The 22,078-nt window shown below is 51.1% G+C and carries 15 protein-coding genes; 5 read left to right on the top strand and 10 right to left on the bottom strand.

What is annotated here, in order from left to right:
* Nucleotides 1-101 precede the first annotated feature (101 nt).
* Nucleotides 102-995, top strand: coding sequence for a ThiF family adenylyltransferase (locus tag AC5S26_RS18195; protein ID WP_494186347.1), 894 nt, complete (start codon nt 102-104; stop codon nt 993-995).
* A 20-nt stretch (nt 996-1,015) separates the two neighbouring features.
* Here AC5S26_RS18195 and AC5S26_RS18190 read toward each other — a convergent pair whose 3' ends face one another.
* Nucleotides 1,016-1,159: a hypothetical protein gene (locus AC5S26_RS18190; RefSeq protein WP_494186346.1), complete on the bottom strand. Its 144-nt coding sequence runs from the start codon at nt 1,157-1,159 to the stop codon at nt 1,016-1,018.
* Nucleotides 1,160-1,760: 601 nt separating this feature from the next.
* Between AC5S26_RS18190 and AC5S26_RS18185 the strand changes: the two genes are divergently transcribed.
* From AC5S26_RS18185 to AC5S26_RS18175, 3 genes are read left to right on the top strand one after another with little or no spacing between them, the layout of a single operon-like run.
* Nucleotides 1,761-2,021: a hypothetical protein gene (locus AC5S26_RS18185; RefSeq protein WP_494186345.1), complete on the top strand. Its 261-nt coding sequence runs from the start codon at nt 1,761-1,763 to the stop codon at nt 2,019-2,021.
* Nucleotides 2,022-2,030: 9 nt separating this feature from the next.
* The gene (locus AC5S26_RS18180) at nt 2,031-2,603 is read left to right on the top strand and encodes a hypothetical protein (protein ID WP_494186344.1); all 573 of its coding nucleotides are present in this window, start codon (nt 2,031-2,033) and stop codon (nt 2,601-2,603) included.
* The gene (locus AC5S26_RS18175; protein ID WP_494186343.1) at nt 2,581-3,321 is read left to right on the top strand and encodes a metallophosphoesterase family protein; all 741 of its coding nucleotides are present in this window, start codon (nt 2,581-2,583) and stop codon (nt 3,319-3,321) included. The genes AC5S26_RS18180 and AC5S26_RS18175 overlap by 23 nt, the downstream gene beginning before the upstream one ends.
* Nucleotides 3,322-3,344: 23 nt before the next feature.
* On the opposite strand, the gene AC5S26_RS18170 is transcribed toward AC5S26_RS18175, so the two are convergent.
* The 8 genes from AC5S26_RS18170 to AC5S26_RS18135 form a co-directional block, all read right to left on the bottom strand.
* On the bottom strand, nt 3,345-3,854 hold the full coding sequence (locus AC5S26_RS18170) for a hypothetical protein (protein WP_494186342.1): 510 nt from the start codon (nt 3,852-3,854) through the stop codon (nt 3,345-3,347).
* Complete coding sequence (locus AC5S26_RS18165) at nt 3,847-4,638, bottom strand: hypothetical protein (RefSeq protein ID WP_494186341.1); 792 nt, start codon at nt 4,636-4,638, stop codon at nt 3,847-3,849. The genes AC5S26_RS18170 and AC5S26_RS18165 overlap by 8 nt, the downstream gene beginning before the upstream one ends.
* Before the next feature lie 5 nt (nt 4,639-4,643).
* On the bottom strand, nt 4,644-5,522 hold the full coding sequence (locus AC5S26_RS18160; RefSeq protein ID WP_494186340.1) for a hypothetical protein: 879 nt from the start codon (nt 5,520-5,522) through the stop codon (nt 4,644-4,646).
* 128 nt (nt 5,523-5,650) lie between these two features.
* Entirely contained in the window at nt 5,651-6,841 is a 1,191-nt protein-coding gene (locus tag AC5S26_RS18155) for a hypothetical protein (protein WP_494186339.1), read from the bottom strand.
* 12 nt (nt 6,842-6,853) lie between these two features.
* On the bottom strand, nt 6,854-8,449 hold the full coding sequence (locus tag AC5S26_RS18150) for a phage baseplate assembly protein V (protein WP_494186338.1): 1,596 nt from the start codon (nt 8,447-8,449) through the stop codon (nt 6,854-6,856).
* Between the two features lie 24 nt (nt 8,450-8,473).
* Nucleotides 8,474-13,264, bottom strand: a complete 4,791-nt coding sequence (locus AC5S26_RS18145; protein ID WP_494186337.1) for a protein kinase domain-containing protein — start codon at nt 13,262-13,264, stop codon at nt 8,474-8,476.
* A 569-nt stretch (nt 13,265-13,833) separates the two neighbouring features.
* On the bottom strand, nt 13,834-16,377 hold the full coding sequence (locus tag AC5S26_RS18140) for a glucosidase family protein (protein WP_494186336.1): 2,544 nt from the start codon (nt 16,375-16,377) through the stop codon (nt 13,834-13,836).
* Nucleotides 16,378-16,448: 71 nt separating this feature from the next.
* A complete protein-coding gene (locus AC5S26_RS18135; protein WP_494186335.1) occupies nt 16,449-20,105 on the bottom strand; it encodes a carboxypeptidase-like regulatory domain-containing protein in 3,657 nt (1,218 codons plus the stop codon).
* Nucleotides 20,106-20,394: 289 nt separating this feature from the next.
* Between AC5S26_RS18135 and AC5S26_RS18130 the strand changes: the two genes are divergently transcribed.
* The gene (locus AC5S26_RS18130; RefSeq protein WP_494186334.1) at nt 20,395-21,228 is read left to right on the top strand and encodes a DeoR/GlpR family DNA-binding transcription regulator; all 834 of its coding nucleotides are present in this window, start codon (nt 20,395-20,397) and stop codon (nt 21,226-21,228) included.
* Nucleotides 21,229-21,253: 25 nt separating this feature from the next.
* On the opposite strand, the gene AC5S26_RS18125 is transcribed toward AC5S26_RS18130, so the two are convergent.
* Nucleotides 21,254-22,039 (bottom strand): SDR family NAD(P)-dependent oxidoreductase, encoded by a 786-nt coding sequence (locus tag AC5S26_RS18125; RefSeq protein ID WP_494186333.1) that lies wholly within the window; start codon nt 22,037-22,039, stop codon nt 21,254-21,256.
* Between the last annotated feature and the right edge of the window lie 39 nt (nt 22,040-22,078).

Below are 22,078 nucleotides of genomic sequence, written 5' to 3'. Positions count from 1 at the left end.
GCATAGAGGTGTAATTTCAAAGGAAGCGACATACTTAACTGGTTCACAATATCTTCACGGCTTGTATTAGGGTTAGTAAAAGTATCTGCCGGGGCGGTTTCATGTTCCACAAAGTTATCGTTGCAGGCATAGGCGCACTAGGATCCGAGGTGGTGAAAAATCTCGGACTTCTGGGCTGTGATTCAGTGTTTATGGCAGATGCCGACATCATTGAAGAAAAAAATCTCGCGAAGCCGGGACTGTTGCGTGAAAATGCCACCATTGGCCAAAGCAAAATCTCATGTATCATCGACCCCTTGCGCTCCTGGTTTCCGCAGACCCAATGGAACGGTACGCCAGTAGAAATCGCCGACGTTGAGCCGAAACAATTCTGGGAAGCGGAAATGCTCTTTAGCTGTGTCGATTCAGATCTGGCACGCGCAGAAATTGCCGTTCTCGCTACGCGATATAAAATACCGATCTGCGATGGTGGTCTGGGAGGCCTAAGCAACCGCGTCGGCCGGGTATCGTGGTTTCCTAGTACTGGCTCAGCAGCCTGTTTCGCCTGTCTACTCACCAGCAGGCGAAGGGCCGAACTGTTCAGCATATGGGAATCTCAGGTGCATTCCTGTTGGGCCCACGAGCAAGATAAGAAAATTGCCTGGACAAGCACACCGACCATGTCCTCAATCGTTGCGGATCTTCAGGTGAAGCTCGCAATCTTTCCTAAGGAATACCGAGAAGAAGCTTTCTCCATCCATCTTGATCTCGATCGAGCTGCAGCTTCACAAACCATCCAGCATCGGCGTAGTGCTGAGTGCCCTTTACATACTCAAGTGCCTGGCGTTCCTTTCCCCGTATGCACACGTGCCGAGTGTCGTACCTGCGGCCGCCAGTTTTCACCCGATCAACGTGTTGGCTGGGTTCGGCGGTGGGGTAGGTGTTCGTTGTGTGGAAGCCACGACCTCATCATTCGCGATAGTATGCGTAACGAATTAGTGGATAGTATCTCGTGACACATCTGCGCGATAATCTTTTACTTGTTGCCCTCGGGATCCTCTCCGCGATAGCGCAGCTTTTTGCCATGCGATGGGGGCTCGCTGGAGACCTTGTCGGCGGTTTGCTTTGCGGAGGAATAATCCTTACGGGCGCACGCATATTTGCGCTTGAAATAGAACACATCTATCTTCCGTCTCTCGTCGCGGCCGCTGGCAGTTTGTTGGGCTTCGTGTTTGGAATAGCGGGATCCGTTGCTGTCTATCCACCAATAGCGTGGGCCTCTCCGCTGCTTGCAGCACTTTTACCTGGAGTGCCTGCACTCTACATCACCATGCGCGGGGCAAAGTGCCAGCTCTGCCACACACCGTTGCGCAGACTTCTCTCTTTCTCTTGTCCGCGCTGTCATCTCGTCACGTGCGAGAACTGCTGGCAGTTTGAACGGGATAGATGCCGCCTCTGCGAGGCGAATCAAATCGCACTCTTTCCTCTTGATATTTCGTGGTGGCAGGAACACCTCGGCTCGCAAGTGCAGGGGGGCCGATGCACTCTCTGTCTTCGCACAGTAGACGGGCGCGTCGCACATTGGGCCTGTGCCGCCTGTGGACATGGACAATGCCGCTTATGCTGGGACGACAACAATGGTCAATGCAGTCGATGTGAGTGGACTATTCCAGATCTCCCAGCTGGGGTAAGCGCATACATCGCAATTGGCGCACGCGCGAAAACGAACATATGAAAGCGAAGTTCGCAACTTACGCATTTCCCAAAGAAAGAGAATTACGATGCCAAAATACCAGATGCTCTTCGACACCGTTCGCGCCGAACAAAAATTCAATGTCGATATCGACGAGCAGGAAACACTAGACAACACCCTTGATGAGATTCTTTTTGAATTGAGAGAGCGCGGTGATTACCTCAAGGGCGAGGGCCAACCGCAGGTAATATGGAATGGTTTCTCGCTGGATTTCTCTATTCCGCTCTCAGAACAAGGCGTGCGGGCAAACGACATCCTCCGCGTGTCAACAATCGTCCTGAATGGTTAGGGAGGACAGGTGAATTTACGCGATCGCCGTATGGAAACAGAGTGGGAGCTCCTACAAACGCTGGCGGAAGCCAACCCAGCGACGTTTTCTGCCGTTACTCGATCGCCGGATGAATTTCACATCGTCATGCGCGACTCACCTGCATGGGTGAAAAGCAAGATGCAGCCATTGATCGAAACAGAGCATGCGCTCCGCTATGTTTACCATCGCTATTACCCAACTTTGCCGCTGGAAGGCTATTTTCTCCGCCCAATCCTGCACGTCAACGTCGACCCGGTGACAGGATTTACCTGCCTTTGGCAGGATTACCGGCGCACACAAACGATCGTGGACGCGGTCCTCATCACTCGCGCCATCATGTCCTGCAAAGTCGCAAACTGGGACCCTGCGCATCGCATGCAGCAAGATGCTGTTGTCCAACTGCCCGAGTCTTGCATACTGTTCATGCCGTCCTTGACCATACCTGCAAACTGTCGCACGATGATGCCTTATCGCAGTTCCGGCCGCAAGCGAATATCTTCATCTACAGTTGAAGATCAAATGCCACGAGAGGGTGCCTTTGCGTTTTCTGATACTGAGTGATATCCATGCCAACTGGGAGGCGCTAAGCGCAGTTCTGTACGATGCCGCTGGCCGATCCTACCAGGCTGTTCTCTGTCTCGGTGACATAGTGGGTTATGGACCAAACCCTAACGAAGTAACCGCTTGGGTTCGCACTCATGCAGATGTAACTATTCGCGGAAACCACGACAAAGCCTGCTCTGGAGCGGTGGCTTTCGACTCCTTCAATTCCGTCGCGCAGTGCTCTTCTCGCTGGACAAAAGAAGAGTTACTTGATGACCATGCCCAGTGGCTGCTCAACCTCGACCGAGGACCTGTGCTAGTGGAAAATTTTGAACTCGTGCATGGAGCACCCGATGACGAGGATAGATACATGTTTCACGAATACGAAGCAGAAAAAGGGCTAAGACACGCAGGGCAGTATCTGACTTTTTTCGGGCATACGCATGTGCAAGGAGGCTTCGTTGGAGAGCCTTATCACAGAAACTTCGAAATATCTCGCCTGAATGCACTTCCAAGCCAGATGACGATTGTCCCGGATCGAAGTTATCTTCTAAATCCCGGAGCAGTGGGACAGCCACGCGATGGCGATGCGCGCGCAGCATATTGTATTTATGACTCGACCATGAGAGTGGTTGAATTCTGCCGTGTCGAATATGACATTCGCACGGCTCAGGATAAAATACTCGCTGCCGGGCTTCCTGAAGAGTTAGCGTTCCGCCTCGCTTCGGGAGACTGATGCATCAAGTCTGACTGACGACGCTACCTTCGATGCGCGTCCAAGAATGCATTCATGGCATCGGCAACCTCGCTGTACCCAGTGCGGTCCGTGCATCCTGTTAGATTTTCGGCTGGTTTATCCGTAAGGCTGACGTAAAGAAAACGGCAGACGTCCCCCACTCCAACCTTAACGAGATTGACCTGTGTAAGCGGGTACTCTTTCGAGCTTATTGGGACTGACAAGATGGTCTTGCGCACGCTCAATGTGCCTGTATCAGCGGAAAGAGTAATACGCGAAGTTACAGACGCTATCAATCCCAGGGCTAGAAATGGAACACCTACCAGCGAAAGAAGCCACAGTGCGGGATGGACTGTACGCCCATTGTTTCGCAAAAAGAGCAGGGCACCTAGAGCAATCAATGTGAAAAGCAACCCTGTTGCAATGCCGGCGAAGACGAACGACTTGGCGGACGGGTCGAGAACAGTCAATTCGCGCGCTGTTTGCGACACTACATATATATCACTTGGATAAGAAGACATCTGTTCAGTCACCTATTTTCCACTTGGGTTTATTCCCACGTTCCGTCTGTTTACAGCCGAGTAACGCAAATATGTCTCCCAGCGGTTCGATGGATAGGATCAGTATCCCTCCATCTTCCTGGCTTTCACGAATATAGAGTGTAATACCGCGCATCGAGTCTGTCGTGAGAGCCTCTATCGGTTCCGCCAGCACAGCTTTCTCAATGAGAGGAACATACCATGGAAAAATACGAAAAACACGGTCATGGATGAAGTCCAGAAAAACTTCCTTCATATCATGGAGAAGTTTTTCGCTTTCAAGGTGGCTTATGATCTGCAGTCCAGAGCCAGTTCCGGCCATAGTGGTCATGGCCCCCAGGCGTGTATTAGCGTCTGCCGTCACACGGAACACAGAATTCAACAGTGGCCCAGTTCCCTCACCTGATTCTATGTTTTCCATGTCTTCCATCTTCAACATACGAGGCGCTGGACGATGTGGCCAAACCCCCACCCCTGTTTCAGGTACCCAGTTGCGCGCGTGTTCAGCAAACAAGAATGTTGTTGCCTGTTCGCGTATCTGGCCTATCTGAATGAAACTTTCATGGTTGCAGCCAAGTCGCGAAGTGAAATAAGAGACGAGTTCGAGCAGAAAAGCTCGTGCCGGATCATAAGAATCAGGTCGCAGCCCCTGTGGTGCTGGAATAAAATAGCAATTCAGGTTGCCGTTTTTCCCCTCGAAATGCAGATCGCTCACGGGAAGATACGTTCGGAGATCTTCTGACTTCTTTTCCTGCGCTGGTACTTGTCTGACTGTCAAGTAAATCAGCCCTCCCAATAGCGATATCCCTTTGACCGCATCTCTTCAACAATCGATGCGATCAAAGAAGTCAGGTTATCCTTGCAGGCCATAATGATCCCATCGTCTTCAGGGCTCTCGTTGATATAGACATCGAAGACCTCAAACCAACGGCGAAGCTGCTGATCCGTCTGCGCAAAAAAATCTTGGGAGGCAAGCTTGGGAAGAATAAACTGTATCCCTTCGAACTCTAGATCGCGGGGCATCCCCGCTCCAAAGATTTCCTTGCTCAGATCGCGAAATGGGGACATGAGAGCATTATTCTTCTCGTGCATCTTATCGACTTCAAAAAGCGAGAATACCTGTTTCATGGCTGGATGATTTCTCAAAAATCCAGGTATCTGATTTGGCTTCTTGGGGTCGAAGTCCTCAAGCAAAGGTTTCAATCCGGGATCACTGCGAAGGAATTTAGGAATAATCATGGGCATATTTGCCGCGGCAGGCACTGCAGGCGATGCAAATCCAGACTCCGGCTTTATAAAGAAGACTGTAAGGCCGCCATATCCCAGATAGCGCTCCCGCAATGCCTCGGCATTCCGGCTTAGGAACCACCATGTCTGTGCTGGAGCGTAATCATAGGGACGAAATTGCTTCTTCTTGCTGGCCAGCAATTCCACTTCGCGATCCGAGGCCGGTATGGGCTGTTTGCCCCTTGGCAACCAGCACCGCCCCAGCATGGGAGACTCTTTCATAATCGCATTCAGGAAGGTCTTGCGCAGCTGTTCATCTTCGTCGATCACCTGCATCTGCATGAAGTATTCCCCCTGCAAGCCGCCGGTCTCTAGCAAATGGGCAGACAGTCGGGCGAGAAACTCCAGTAGCCACTCATGCTGGCTTCTCGGCATCGATTTGAGTTTCGCTGGAATCCAAAAAAGGGAACAACTATGCATTGACTCTGCCCAACGCCAGGGCAGCAATGCTTTGGAATCGGTCCTAAGCATCTCTTCACTCGTCTGCATGCCAACCTTTGCATCTACATAAACTGATTGATAGCCCAGGTAACTCCAGCTTGAATCTTGGCGCCCAGGGCCTGAAATTTGCCGCCAAGAAAGTCCAACACTGCACCGCCTGCGTGCGCCGTGGCGCCATAGGCTCTATTCGCACTCGCGAATGCGGATGTCTTGATGGCTCCAACCTTAGTCTTGAATCCAGCCACATTGTTGTCAAAAGGCACTATCTTTTGCGTAACAACGCCAAAGTCCCCTTTATGAACGAAAATTGCATTCGTAGTGGAATTAATGCCGAAGTTCAAAATATTAGTATCTACCTTCAAAATTGCACCCGAAATGGCAGGCCCAGTGGTGAAATCCAACTTAAGGGCCTTCTGCCAGGTACCTTTAGCAACTGCAGTGGAGAACCACTGGTTCTTCTCCTGAACCAGGTTGGTGGGATGGGCCTCTATGTGGCTCTGGATCTGTTGCGTCACCGCCACATCAATTTCTGTACGAATCGTCGGGCCAATGGTCGTATGCGTATTCTGACCCGCAATATACTGTTTGTGATTGTTCCCGAACGATCGGCTATGATTGCCAAGATATTGCACGATCGACTCGCTCGTCACTTGCACATTTGAATTCCCGGTGACGACCTTCACATAATTAGCACTGAGCACCTTGGAATAGTCTCCGATCACTGCGTTTGAGGAGGTGCCCTTTACATGCTTCAGATAATTGGAATGAACCGTTTTGCTATAAATTCCCGTGATGACATTAGTCGATGTTCCTACAATAGTTTTCGTGTAGTCCTGTGTCACACTCTTTGAGTAAAACCCGGTGATGGTATTTGTCGAGTTTCCCGTCACATTTTTCATGTAATTACAAATTACGTTCTTCGTGTAATCCCCTGTCACCGTGATCATCGAGTTCACCAGCACGCTTCTGGTGTAGTTCTGCATGACAGTCATCGTTCGGTTCATGTCCACCAGATAGATTTCATTCATCCCTATTGTTACGTTCTGGTTCATGTCAACCTTCATAATGCGGTTCTGGTCAACATGCAATTGCTGGTCGCCATGGACCACCGAAACATCTGTACCCGGATATAACAACGCTGCCGGAGAGCTGATTGTGGCCAACATCAAGCTCGCAACCGAGGTGACCTGCTTATCGGTCAAGGGATCAGTAACCCGTCGTGCTGTCTTCACGCTTCCATCGAACACTGCCATGTCTCTCTCCTGTTACTCGCCAACTTCCCTCGACCAATACTTGGCGTGGAAGTGAATGCGGCCATTCGGTGCGTTGAAAATCAGGTCTCCGTCTTCCACGTTCATCACAATTGCCGGTCGTCCCGTCTCTTGACTCTTTTCATGCAACACCAACTTGGCGTGTGTGGGCGTCGCAATTCCTATCGATTCCTCACCCTGTTTGTCGATGAGCGAGATACGATGGCCGCTCTTCGTAACAATTCGCTTCACGTCGTTGTTGTGCGTCTCTCCACCCCAGAAGTCCTCGTTGGGAATAGCATCCGACATATTCCACGCTGAACCAAGGATCGCGGGCCTTTCGGGGTCGCCTTCCTCAAATGCAACAAGCACCTCATCACCAACTTCGGGCCGAAAGAACAGACCGCGATCTGCGCCAGCGTAGGGAGTGAGATGACGTATCCAGGTGGTCTGTCCCTGCTCCTGCCAGTAGTACTGCACCTGTACCTGTCCTTGCCTTTGCGGGTCGTCGATGTTGACGACTCGCGCCGAGTAGACGCCGGCAATGCATGGGCGCACAGGATGCAATTGTGAACGATGCTTGGTCCACGGAGTGCAGTGGAACTGATTTGTATATCCCTCCACACCCCAGCGATGCACCACGCGCACGATATTGTATTTGCCTGCACCATCCACGATGCCACTCGCCTGGACATTCTGCCCAGGAGAAAGTGCCTCGCAACGGCTGACTCCTTCGCACACCAAGCGGCTGCCAATTGACCACTCCGCCTCCTGCTGCAGTGACGTTTGATAGTCGCCGACAGATTTCGTCCGGTTACGCCACGGTTTATAGCCGGCCTTGAGAACCGACTTCGACTGCTGTTTCACAGCACTGGTGAAGGTATCCACCGCGCCACTCAGCGTCGGGTCCTGCGACACCTGCTGAAAAGCCTGGCTCTTTGAAGTAGAGAAGTCATAGTGGCAACCATCCATGGAGGGCACCCCGAGCGATCCACCCACGGAGAATTCTACGAGGCCGTTGTCCTGATCACTGCGCCAGTTCAGGTCCGGCCCAGCCTCGGAAAACCCTTCATCAACGCGGACACCTTCATCGGTGGCCACAAGATAGAGTCCGAAATCGTCGCAAAGTCGCCATAGAAAATGCCAGTCAGTTTCACCCCATTGCACCAGATCCAAAGCGGCCTTCGAACCACCGCCCGCTTTCGCTGTGACAGTGATACCGCCATCGCCCGCCATTTGCTGTGCAACATCAGCTATGGAAGAGGGGCCATAGTACCGATGGCGAGGCGCGAGGTCGAGCTTGTAACTCATACTCATCCCCTTGATGATCACCACAAAACTGCCTGACGTCTGATAGGTCAGCTTCACATCGAAAACAAACCCAGTGAAAAGCTTGGTTCCCGATACCGTCGATTGGAGCGCGAGGGATCGTCCGATCCATCGATCGATCGGAGGCCGGCTACCCGCAACCTGTTGAAGTTCAATCTCACACGAGGAATGCCGGTTAAGTTCCTTGACGACCTCTACTCTGCTTACCGTGCCCTGACGGCCGCTCAAATTCGATTCGAGTTCTGCCCCGTCGACTAAGATCTGCAGCGCGATTGTTGACACAAACCCTCCCTCTTCTACTGAGTTTTATCGGGTGTAGCTGAAGCTGGTGAGTGCTACTGGTCCTTTGAAGCCGAACTTGCCTGCATCCACATTCTCAGGAAGCCCGGTCCAATCGCTGAGCTGTTTCCATCCGTGACCATCGCCCAATAATGTCGTAACACGACCGGGAGATATCTGGACCATGATTTGAAACTTCGATAGTGGCGGGATAACGATCTTGCTCCCATGGGCCACTCTCTTCCCAGAACTGACCGTGAACATTTCTAGTCCCGTCCTGTCGAGCGTAAAGAGCAGATAGTTATTCGCATCGTGATAATTAGCAACCCACTCCATCCTGGGCTTCCCGAATAGGAATACTCGGCTCAGTGTCCCTGCAAAGACATACCTGCCGCGGCTTGGCTGAGCGACATAGACGCCTACATCTGCGCCGTGATGCGTCAGCATGTGACTCTGAGCGTCGATGCTCCACGTAGCAGACTCCCAACCGGTGATCGAAGGAGCCGCAGTCGTGACAGTAATGACCGAGAGCTTAAGATTGACGATGGTCGGACTATTCGCCGAGATATCCGCAGCCTCGCCCCGCTCCACATAGCCGTTGGCGCGCGCAATAAAATGATATCTCCCTTCAGGCAGATCAAAGTGCGTGCCGATCACAGGCACCTGTTCTCCCTTCGGGTTAAAAACCGTTACCGTGCTGTCGGCTGGATCTAACTGCAACGTAACGGAACCAGGACTTTTCTCAAGTTTGAGATCGACGACACGCGCCTTCTCTTCACCATCAGCTAAGTTAACATCTTGCAGGGAGGTTTTTCCGTCGCGGCGAGCCTCTATATGATGCACACCGGCAGTAAGTGAGTAAAGCTGCAGAGAGCCGTCCGTACCTGTGGTGCCTACAGTATTGCCATCCACTAAGATATTTGCGCCCGGCAGTGTTCGCACACGCAGGGAGAGCAGCACAGGAGCCTTCTTGATCTGCAACGTTACAGTCGCAGACTGTCCTCTTTTAATTACCACCGGCTGTGTATTGAGAGGCTCAGAAGATGGGCTTAATGCTTGTAGCGTGTAGTTGCCTGCAGGTATATCCGATAAATCCAGCCTGCCTGCTGCGCTTGTGCCTTGGCGCACAGTATCTGTGCCGTGCAATAGCTTGAGATTCACGCCGTCAACATCCGTCAAGACCGTCAAGGAACCGAGGCGTGGCGCGTTTGCAAAAGCAACGAGAAGCAGTCGTCCGGCGTCGCTTTCCACATTGCTTGTTAAAACATGCGACCCTTTTCCGGCAACGACTGTGTGCAGGCCGATCGGAAAGGTGGTTTCTAGTCCGCTAACGTTTGCGATTCCTTTCTCTGCACCGTCGACCGTTATAGGCATTGCGGAGCTGGTGTATACGTGTGCCTGCTGGGAGGCCACGCTCACCAAAAGCGCTCCTGTCCCACCGGTGCGCATCGGGCTAATAAGAATAGCCGGTTTGCCATCCTCGACATCTATATGGAAGGTCGCGTCGGATCCGCCTTTTCCAACCCAATGCAGCGTATGAGCACCCGTAGCGAGTTCGCCTGAAAATGTCCCCGTTGAGAGTGGAGCAGATGGAGCTCCATCCAAGCTCAATGTGCCATCACCAACTACTCGCAATTTTTGTCTCACGGGCAATAACGTAAAATTAGCCTCGTCTTGATGTCCCGACGAGATGTCGATCAATTCCGATTTAGTCTCGAACCCATCCATCTGTGCTACAAGATGTGTCTTTCCGGATGGAATCCTGGCGGCCAATGTTGGTGACGCAATACCTATATCCTGTCCGTCTCGCAGAATATGAGCACCCGAGGGACTCGAGCGAATGACAATGTCGACCAGCGCAGGTGTTGTTGCAGAAGCTACCTGGATCGACTGTGTATGAGAGGCCTTCCACCGCCATATCAATAGGCCTGCGGTAATAAGAAGAACCGCTGCTATGCCTGCGATAACCATATACAGCCGTTCCTTATCTCTCCATATATTGGTCTTCGGGACACTGGTCTTTGGTGGGTTCTTGCTCTCTCTGCTCGAGACTGTTTCCGGTTTGGCATTTCCGAAGTTCGATGGGGAGGCCGATTGCGCTACCGTTGCCACAATCGTATGGAGGCGGGCACGCAACATACGTGATTCGTTTTGAAACTCCTCATCATCGCCATAACGTTCAGCAATGCGCTCAACGGAGGCGACGTGTTCGTTGAGCGAGGGAACGCTTGCAAGACTGTCGGCTTCCAGTCTTCTCCGACGTACAACTTCAAGATCACGCGTACGCAGCTCGTTACGGCTCGCGCCCATCTCGCGCGCCATTTGCTGCAGGCGGGCATTGCGTGGATATTCAGTGCAGGCACGCTCCAGTAAGCTGATTGCCCCGCTCAGATCGTTGCTGGTGCGCAGCTGCCGCGCCTGCGAGAGAACCTCGTCCACCTGCTGATACTCGGCCTGATCATCGAGAAATCGGAGTAAGCCAGCCGCTGCGTGATTGCCCGGATCCAGGTTCAATATCTCCTTCAAATAAGGCCGCGCCTTCGGCGGATCGCTCTGGCTGGCGCGGGCGGCGCGCAAGAGACCTTCAACCAGCTCTGATTTGGCTCGCTTTACTTTCGAATCTGTCTCGTAGGCACTTCGGAGTTTCTCCAGGCCATACGCAATCTCGCCTTCATCAAGACTGAGGCGGCCTTCTCGAATCAATTTCTCTGCCTTTTCCGCCGATTCCTGATGTTGGCGAACATAGGTCTTTATCTCTGCGAATTCCCCATCGTTAGGAAATTCCTCCACCGCCGGGGAAAGTAACCGCAATCCTTCTTCGAAGTCCCCCGCCTCCAGCGCCTGATTGATTTGTGTAATCCAATGGTTCTTTCGGGCTATGCGTTCGCCAAGTTGCCGCCGTAACCGCACGTTCTCAATCTCGAAACTAAGCCCTGGAAACATCGGATAAATAGTCTGCAACGTTTCCCACTGCACTAACGCCTCGCCATAAAGTTCACGCGATTCGAGTTCTCGCGCACGGCTTACGATACCGCTTACAAGGTCACGCTTTTCCTTGCTGCTTTGTAGCAGGCGATTGAACTCAGGCACCTCCGGACTTTCACGTACCACCTCTTCCAGCATCAGCACGCGTTGATCAAGATCTGGCTCATTCTCTACTGCCTCCTCCACCTCAATGAGCCGTATGGAGATGGCTCGGCGCCAGCGTTGCTCCGTATCAAACTTCAACGCTTTGAAAAGCGTGTGTTGCGGAAATTCCTCCAGAAATTTATCGCAGAGTTGAGTGGTCGCGGCATAATCGCCGCGCTCCAGCAGTTGTTTGGCCTCCGCATAGTTCGCAGCAATCGCTTCATGTTCAGAATGCAACCTGTTGTAAAGAGTTTGATAGGCGGCAATCTGTCCCGGTTCTCCCATATCGGGTGCCTGCCGCTCAAGCTCCAGCACCTGCTTCATTTTGCTGAGCGCCGATGTGATTTCGCTTCGTTTCTCAGCATCGAGCGCTGCTGCATAGGCCTCGCGCTTGTGTTCGCGAATTCGTTGCACTTCTGATTCACGACGCTCTACCTGCGATAGAAACTGCAGAGCCCGCTCCTCGCCGGGCCTGGCTTCAAGGATGCGTTGAGCCGCTTGGCGCGCATGGGCAAACGAGAATTTATCGAGATGCTGTTGCCCGACTCGCAGCCAATCCGCGATGTCTGCCTCAGCGCGTCGCGCCTCAATATCATGTTGCAATACGAGCGCCTCTTCTTGACGCGGTTCGAGTTGCAACGCTTCGTTAACCCTCTGCAGAGCAAGTCGATACTCGCCATCCTGGACGCGCGCGCGAGCACTATCCAACAAGTGGTCTATTGTTCGTTTCTTAGTGGCAGTCTTGACGTTCGCAGCAAGCGATTCCAGTTCTTGAGTTAAATATCCCTCCGACTCAAGCTCATTGACGAGTTCCTGCGCAAATTCAAGATTCCCTTGTCCATAAGCCTCTGCAGCCTTCTCTAGACGTGGCGCAAACTTGTTTGGATCGAAGACCGCAAGGGAATCGTCATAGTGCGCCCTGCGCAAATAGTCGCTAAACTCTTTGACACTTGCGAAACGGTGTCTGGGATCTTTGGCCATCGCTTTGCACAGGACCTGTCCCAAGGACACACTAACCTTTGGGTTAATTGATGACGCTGGAGGTGCATTGAGGTGTCGAATGGCTTCAACTACGGCATCCTCAGTCGCAGCAAGAAAAGGTTGACGACGAGTAAGAACCTCGTAGCAGACCACCGCAAGCGAAAAGACATCCGAAGCGCGCGTGAGCGGCTTCATTGAAAGTTGCTCGGGAGACATGTAGAGCAACGTGCCTTTACGGCCCATGGTTCGACTCACATCCAGCCTATGAGCAACTCCAAAATCGATGATCTTTACCGAATCGTCTTCAAGAATAAAGAGGTTGCTGGGCTTAATATCTCGGTGCAGAAGTCCGAAGTCATGAGCAGCCTGCAAGCCGCGGCTCGCCTGCGACAAGATGTCGATACAACGCTCGGTCACAAGTGGTTGCGGGGACGTGCGAATGATCGTGGCAAGAGTTGTGCCCCGAAGCAATGGCATCACAAGATAGGGTCGGTGAACGCCATCTTCATCGAAACTCCCTACGTCTCGAATTTCTACAATGTTCGGATGGGCCAGGGCAGACTGTTTTTGACATTCATCGTAGAAAAGTTTGAGCGCTGTGGCGTCGTTCACATCCAATAACATCTTAAGAGCGACGTCTGTGCTTAGCACAGTATCAAAGGCACGCCAAACAACACCCATGCCGCCTTCGCCGAGCTTTTCCTTCAACTCGTACCGACTTCTTGTCTTTTTCGCCATGGCTTAAAACGCAAGAACACGACCAATGACGGGGCGCCATCCCATTCGCGAGGATGCGACAATCCTCCCTGAGTGTCTCTCTTTGCGAGAACATCTCATGGCAATAGACTGTCGTGCAGGTACAAGCCCGCATTACCGCGTCTTGTTAGGCAAGCATAGCTTTCGATGTCGAAGTGGCCTTGCCTAGAATATCGCTTTGTTATCTAAAACTATGGCGCTCTACACTACGAGAATGGCGCGTGTAACATTACAGATTCGGATTTCGGTATCTGTTCATGCATAGCAAACAGGAAGACCTCGAAATTCCTCATTATCGGACGGCTGCCCATTGCTGTATGCCGCTTTTTTTCAATTGGCGACAGATTCGGAGCCATCTGAGCATTTTCCTCAAGTCACGATATTTCCCAGCCTCAACGTCTCGAGGCAAATTCATTCGACTGAGAATAGAATGGCCACAGCAAATCGTTAACGACGCGAGAAAAGATAGCGCCTGGCATGACCACTCGCTAACTATTCACCATGCAGCTCATCTTATGTTTTCAGATGACGCTTTCGGCTAAAATCTCAATTTGCTCGCTCTCGTCCGGTGAGGTCTTTGTTTCAATTGTTGCCTGTCTAGCGTCTAATTTCGGCCGAATACGAACACCATTCCTCCGGAACACGAGCTGCCCCGGCTCCCGTACATGAAGTAAATGCTGCAGACCTTGAAGGTCGAGCGTCAGGCGACCAATACCTGACGACCGAGATCGCATCGATAAGGTCACACTGGTCTGTCGAAGCTTAATTCGAATACTGCCGTCCGCCCGAAAGAATGTTGTTGCAAAACCATTATTCGAGGAGATGTTCAACTTCTCGCCAGCCAGTCGCACCGTCCACATCCGGCCGTCATGTGGGAGACTTAAGGTCAGGCTCGACACTGCAGTTGGCCGATTGTTGGAGAATCCAATCGATCCATCTTCGCCCAGTTCTAATCCAAAGATTCCCCTAAGGACCGTCTCCACACCTGCAACACCAGCAATGATGTTCGCACGGCCAGCCGTAACACGGCCGCCAAATGGAACTGCAGCGGGAACTCTGAAGGCATAGCTGTCATTTGCTATTCCTTGAGGATAGACGGCCATATGATCTGGCCACCAAAGAATCTTTTCGAGGGCCAACCATCCTTCCGAGATGAATCCAGCCGTAAAAAGATCGGCGCTTAACTGAGGACCATCTCCCGCATAGCTCATTGCACCGGCCCAGTCATGATCGTTGTAATCGAAGAGACGGTCCTTGGCGGACATTGAACGTATTCCCCATGGAGCCACGAACTCATCCGTATTTAAATGAGCTATCAGTTTTTTCGCCCTGTCCTCGGGGACCAGACCGGGTATTCGAAGCAGATCGAAGACTTGAATGGAATAGATCGGCACGACAGAGCCGTCGCGTTGTCTGGTCCCGTACCACCCTTCTTTTTCTAGCCATAGAACGCTGTTCAGCGCCTCGACAACCATCTTGGCCATGGTACGGAAGTGATAGATCTTCTCACGATATCGCTGAGGGTCCACCTGCTCCATAAAGTCAGCGACGGTCTGATAGTTGTAAACACGTTCGCCATTCGGGCTTGGAACTTCGTTGCAATATCCCGGCCCGTTTCCTGTTTTTTTTAATTCGAGCAGGTTATGGTCATCTCCATAATCCAAAAGGTGATTGCCGTCCAAATCTCTGTCTTTTTCTCCCCATTCGGCGAGCGCAATCATCCAATCCAATACCATCCTTCCACGAACTTCCTCTTGGAGCAGACTACGATCTCCTGTGACGGATATATATTGACTCACTGAATTGATATAAGAATAGGAGTTATACGCGTAATAAGTGCCAATCCCCTTGCCTTGAATGGGTTCAATTGAAAAGTGCTCCGTCAGAGGAGCAGCTGGTAACGCAGTAAGAAGGTTTCTGAATGAATGCGGATCCAGGAATGAAAATGCCAAGGCACCATACTGAATATCCCATGCATAGGCGTTCATTGCACCCGAATCAAGGCCCGAAGTCGGATACCAGGGATCGAGCAGAAATGTCTTTCCAACCTTCCATCGATCATAAAGCAGTTGTACAGCAGCTTGATGGTAGAACTTGACGAGTTGAGGCGACGATGAGGAAACGGACGGGAGATTTTCAAACCACCGTTCGAGAGGAGACAGGGCACTATTGTGCGCTTGCTGAAGCGCCTTGGCCGGGTTGGTGGCCAACTCATTCGCTTCGCGAACGGCTGTTTGTCCATTCTTTGCGGATAGTACGATAATCGGTATGCTTTTTTTCTCGCCAGGAGCTACGGAGAGATGAACGGACAAAACACTCACCAGTTTCGATGCATCCCCGCTGATGGTCCCTTTTGAGTCAAAGGATGTTTTCGCATTTGTTGGAGAGTCGAAAGTCTGCACAGAGGCGCTTCTCATCGCGATGGCAACTACACCGCTGTTGTTGCTATGAACAACGACGTTCTTTGTTTGTGCCACTACGGGGGTGGCAATAGTTCTTTTGAAAGCCGCATTCCAGTTCCACTCTAGAGGGGCTACAATACTCGGCTGCTGAGTGCTCGCAATGACGAAATGGCCAGTTTTTTTCGATTGATTTTTGATGGTCACTTTGAAGATATAGCCTTGATGCCCAGAGAGTGCGATAACCTCCGTTCGAAGGGAAATAGGCCATCCTTGCGTTTCGCTGATCCACGAGCCAAGCTTCCAGACATTTTTATCTTTTGCTGTCTTGCGAAACCCTCCAGAAGGCTCGCCGCCAAAGATAGCAACTCCTGTCTTTAAATCTCTTATCGTTATCTTTTGTTGCATGACGATAGCGAACGGAGGAGCGGTGAAGCGGTCGACTCCCAACTGATCGGGAATAACAGAAGTTGAACCACTGAAGACGGGTATGTTACTGCTGTCAATCTCCGGAATTATCTGATCCCCATCTAAACGGAAATCGGATAGCTTAGGGCGATATTTCCCTGCATTCCTGCCCTCGCTTTCCCCCCCGCGAGAAAATCGAGTTGATGCAAACATAAAATAAACAAATATCAATACAAGGACAATTACTCGATTGATCACAGCGGCGCACTCCAGAGTGTTCCCATTGATATTCCTTTGATTGCGCACTCCCGGCATCACCCCGCCTTGAGCTAAAACGCCAGCTTGAGGGCTAACTGGACTCGCCGTGGTCCTCCTCGAAGCGACGTAATCGTAGCGAAAGTAGATGTGTTTAGAAAATTGTTTGCTGCAGGCTGTCCTAGCTGAGCATTGTTCGTTACATTGAACGATTCGGCACGAAATTGGAGTCGAAACTCTCTGGGCAAGATAAAGTCTTTGAAAAATGAAGCGTCCATATCAAAGTATCCTGGTCCGATTGCTTGGTTCGGTTTAGCTCCAAGCGGCGAGTAGTCGCTCTGGCCGATTGCCGTGGCTACAGGTGGATTTTCGAATGCACTTGCGTTGAGCCAGTGGCTCTGTGTGCGGGCGCCAGCATAGATATCAGCCCCTGGCTTAACTAAGGCAAAGCAGCCGAAGTTGGCCGTTGTTGCTACAGGGCATTGGACGCTGAAAGGCTGTCCGCTTTGATAAGTAAGGATAAGGTTCGTCGACCAACCTCCTACCAAGGCGTTGACAAATCTGTTGGCACTTCCGAGGAAAGCTCGACCCGAGCCAACGGGCAACTGATAGGTCCCTGAAATATGCGTGATATGTGCTGTTTGGGTATCACATAGTGTATAGTCCGCGTTGATCCCGAAACCAGGGAGCCATGGAGCTCGATAGGTCCCTGGCACTGAGTTGATGGTCGCTTGATTCGACAGGCATCGGCTGAATGTGTAGTTTGCCAAAATGTTGAGCCCGCGAGCCGCCTGACGTGTATATGTCATCTGGAGGGAGTTATAGCTGCTAACGGCATTCGTCGTTTCATAATTTGAGTTGTAACTGAAATTTGGGAAGGGGATGTAATTATAAATATTTGTCCCCGGAGGAAGTATCTTTGAAGTAGAGTTATGGCCCATAGCGCCGGCGTTGAGATGTCGCCCCACGCTCCCAACATATCCAATTTGAATTGAATCTTTGGACGTGAACTGATTTTGAAGTGTGAGATTGTAGACCTGAAGATATGGCGTTTGATAATCCAACTGACGCCCTATAAGGTTGAGCCCAGCCCCGTTGATAACGTTAGGATCATTATAATTTGTGGCGGCAAAGGCATTTTGCACCGTCGCGGCCTGCCCGTTTGAAGCAAGAAATGGCGTATATGAATTACTACTATTGTAGGTAAGCGTGTACTCAAAGGGATAGTTTGCTCCGAGCGTGCCGCTATAGCCTGTATTGGCTAAAGCACCATAAGCAATGCCGTAACCTCCCCGGATCACTGTTTTAGGTTGTAATTGATAGGCGAAGCCGACACGAGGGGAGAAGTTGGTAATTTGCGTATGACCCAAGGCCGACTTCGGTACACACTTCAATTGAATATTGCTTGATGCGAGCAGAGCATCGAAAGATGCCGATCTTGCAACGTTACACCCTTCGTTCGGTATATACAGAGTGCCCGTTGCCCCATTGCCATTATCCGCTATGAAATTAGCCTGACGACCTGACGCTTCTGAATAGGGCGGGAAGTAGTCCCAACGCAGTCCGAGATTAAGTGTCAGAGTTGGTGTCGCCTTCCAGTCGTCTTGGACGTAAGCTCCAATGTAAGTCCGGGTATAACTCGTTTGTGCAAAATTTGAGCCGCTATAGTTAGTTAATCCACCAATATTATTAATTCCTCCCGGTACTATAGATGCGGTCGGCGTCAGAAGTAGATCGGCAATGCCAAGAAGTTTGCTATTGTTATTGACCACATCGCTATATTGACCGGTATATGAGAAGTTTCCACGCCCATAGGGTGGTTGGGTGATAGTTCCGGTTATGTGATCATATTGAACACCCATCTTAAAAGTATGGCTGCCATGTGATTTTGTAAGATTTTCCACTACCTCATAGCTGCCAATATCAGACAACGTTGGGTTATAACCGCGAACTCCAAGAGAGGTAAGGCCGCTTAGGCCGATGGGGGGGAGTCCTCCATTATTCGCGATTTGCGGAATTCCCTGGATTCCGAACATCTCAGGAATTCCGGAGTTGTCGCCAAAAGATGAGAGCGAATTCTGATTAATATGATTACGGCCGAAATGAATATCATTCACTAAAGAAGAACTAAATATGTGCGTGTAACCCACCGCTACTGCGGAGGCCGGATACCTTGGAGAGAGCGCTCCGTTCTGCCCGACAGCAATTCCCGGAAGCGCTCCTGGGATTTCATATGCTGTGCGATTCCAGTCTATGGAAACAAATACGAGATCTCTGGAACTGAAGCTGTGGTCAATCCGAAGATCGTACTGGTTTCCGTTCTGCGTCTGTTTGGGGTTATAGAAAAAATTGTTTGCAACTCCCAATCCCGTCGGTGCCGGATATAGATTCAACAACTTGATTGAATTCGCATCAAGTCGATTGGCTGGAAGGAGGTTGAGAGAACTGGAATAGTTGCCTAATATAAAATTCGTGATTCCCGCGATACTGCCTCCGCCATAAAATGGGTCCCGGACATATATTGGCCCTGCAGTTTTGTTAGGCAGCAAAGATACCGGGTCTACCGCTCCAGCAGCGACCATGCGTGTTGTTGCGGGATCTAATATTGTGCCAAGCCCCATCGTACGTCCCAGCGCGTCCGTCTTCGTGCCCGTTGTGTAGGCGAGAATTTCCTGAAAGTTTGTATAGCCACTATTTCGCATGAGCGCTGTCGGTACGGAAGCAGTGGAGGACGCAGGAATAATGATCCGTGTTCCTTGATATGAAAAGAAAAAGAAGGTCTTATCGGTCTGTTTGTAGAGCTTCGGAATATAGACCGGGCCGCCTATCGTTCCGCCGAATTGATTCTGTCGGTATTCGGGCCTCGGCCGATGATTAAGATTCGAGATATAGTCATTCGCATCGAAGGCCTCGTTTCGAAGGTATTCCCAAAGATTTCCATGGAGATTACCGGTTCCGGATTTAGTGACGGCATTTACGATTCCTCCGGTGGAATGGCCGAACTCGGCGTTATAGTCACCGTTCTGGATTTTGAACTCTTGAATTGCATCAGGCGGAGGAGTGATCGTGGCGTTCGTGCCAATCGAGGCACCACCAAAGAGCTCAACGTTATTATTGATTCCGTTCAGGCGAATATCATTCTGCCAAAGGCTGACTCCCCCTACGGAGAAGAAGGCGCTCCCATTTGTCCCGGCATTACTTGTCGGCTGTCCCACTGGCGCAGTCGATACGCCTGCTGAGAGTTGGGCCAGCGATACCCAGTTGCGCCCATTTAAGGGGAGGTTATTGACACTTTCTGTGCCGATGGTCTGGCCAATTGCAGCATTTTCAGCTTGCAACTGTGGTGTAGCGGTAGTCACGACGATCTGTTGACTAACCACTCCGGCAGTCAGGTTGATGTCAATGGTCAAAGTTTGCTGTACGTGAACACCTAAATTCTTCGTGATCCATGTCGAATAGCCATTGGAAGTCGCCTGTAGAGTGTACGATCCCGGCTTCAGGGCTCCAAGATTGTAGACGCCTGATGATGTCGACTCGGTCGATTGAGCCACTCTAGTCGCTTCATTAACTAGAGTGATCTTCGCACCAGCAACGATTGCTCCTGAACTATCCGTAATTGTTCCGGTTATGCCTCCTGCATCAATCTGCGCTTTGAGCGAAGACGGGAGACCGATCTCGACCAACAAAAGAAGAACGAATAGTACGGTGTTCCTACCAAGCCTTACATTCATCACTCAAAGCCTCCGAAAGGTCCGATCCCGAATTACTGCCCTAACGCGAAAGTCCGTTCCAGCACTCGAACCGATCTATGGAGCGCGGCACAAGCGCGCGAATATCCAGAAGAGAACGTCCAGATCGGATTCCGCTTAATTTTCGAGACCGACGAAGTGTAATGAAAGTAACGATTATGAGTCAACAAAAATGATCATTTAAACCTTAAACAATCAATTTTATTGATTTATAAGGAATGTACCTTATTGATACAACGACAAGCTTTGAATTCAAACCACGGCGTCGCTATTGAGTTATGAGCGGAGAATTGCTGGTACATTCGCATACATGGAGTTGAAAGGTAATGCGGCACGGAGACAACGTCTCCAGAAGATCGTCACTCTCTTAACAAATTCCGATCGCATTGACGTTGAGAGACTGTGTGAAATTTTCGAGGTTTCTCCCCCGACCATTCGTAGGGATTTGCGCATGCTTGAATCGCGCGGTTTGCTACACCGCGACCATGGTGGGGCTACTTCGTTGGAACCTCTTTTTTATGAGGCGTTTTCGACCGATTCTTCCTTCCAGGAACAGATAAAGAAAGAGAGTTCCGAGAAGCGCCGGATTGGCATAGCGGCGGCAGAATTGATTCAAGAAGGCGAGACAATCGCGATAAGCGCTGGTACTACAACAACTCAGGTAGCCCGCAGCGTTCCACTGAATCGTCAAGCCACACTGCTTACAAACGCCGTTAACATGGCGATGGAGTTGGGCCGGCGTAGCAATCTCACAGTGGCCCTGACGGGAGGAGTGATGAGGGGTGCCTGGTTCTCTCTCGTAGGTTCAGGTGCAATCGAGTCCGCGCAGCAAGTAATCTGCGACAGGCTTTTCCTAGGAGTGAACGGGATCAGCATCGAAAATGGCCTAACTGATTTTCATCAGGAAGAGGCTGCGGTGAACCGCGTGTTATGGGAACGTTCCCGACAGCGAATTGTTGTAGCCGATCACACAAAGTTTTCTGTAGTGGCTTCTTATGTTGTCGCAAATCTTAGCCAACTCGACATGATCATTACCGGCGTTGAGGCGTCGGAAGAGCTTGTGCGACCTTTCGTGGAACGGGGCATAGAGGTGCGGCGAGTCTAAGAAGACCAACTCAGCGGGGCCGATTTCAGGTACTGACAGTCCATCCACCATCCACGGCCAGCACCTGACCGGTAATGTATCTCGCGTCATCACTCAAAAGAAATATTGCGGCCCTTGCCACTTCATCGGCACTAAGTAAGGTTCCAGGAAGCGGCTGCTTGTGTTTCAAGAACTCGAGGATGGTTGGGTCACACTGAGCGCGAATGCTCATGGGTGTAGCGACCAAGCCGGGCGCAATGGTATTGATGTTGATTCTTTGTGGTGCATAATACGCAGCAGCGGCCTGGGTCATTGCAATCACTGCTCCCTTACTCGCAGCATAAGCATGAGTTGCGAAAAAATCTCCTTGCGGTGAATATGCCAGCACACTCGACATGTTAAGGATGGTACCTCGTAGATTTGCCGGCATGACAGGATCGCGGCCCAGGAAATATTGGAGAGCACTGCGCGAGACAAGGAATGCCGAGGTTGCATTGTTTGACAGCGTAATGTCCCACCCGCTGAGGCTGCACTCGTGTAGCGCTCCATCGCCGAAGCGGCGCCCACTCATACCGACGGCGTGAAATACTGCATCGAGTTTTCCATATACATTGAGACATTCCTGGAAGGCCGACGCGACTTCTTGCTCATTTGTTAAATCAGCACAACAAGCGTGAATTGGTCCGGAGGCAGAGGATAACAAGGACGCAATCGCATCGGGATTCCGATCAACTGCAAATACGCATGCGCCCTCAGCCAGGGCGAGATGTACTGTCCTGGCCGCCATTCCGGATGCTCCCGATACAAAGAGCGTTTTGTCTTTCAGTTTCATATCAGTCGTCGCGTTATTTTCCCTGGCTCACGAGCATTT

Source organism: Edaphobacter sp. FHG110511_03, from assembly GCF_059115365.1.
The sequence above is the reverse complement of the archived record's forward strand: the minus strand, read 5'-3'. Positions and strand labels throughout refer to the sequence as shown.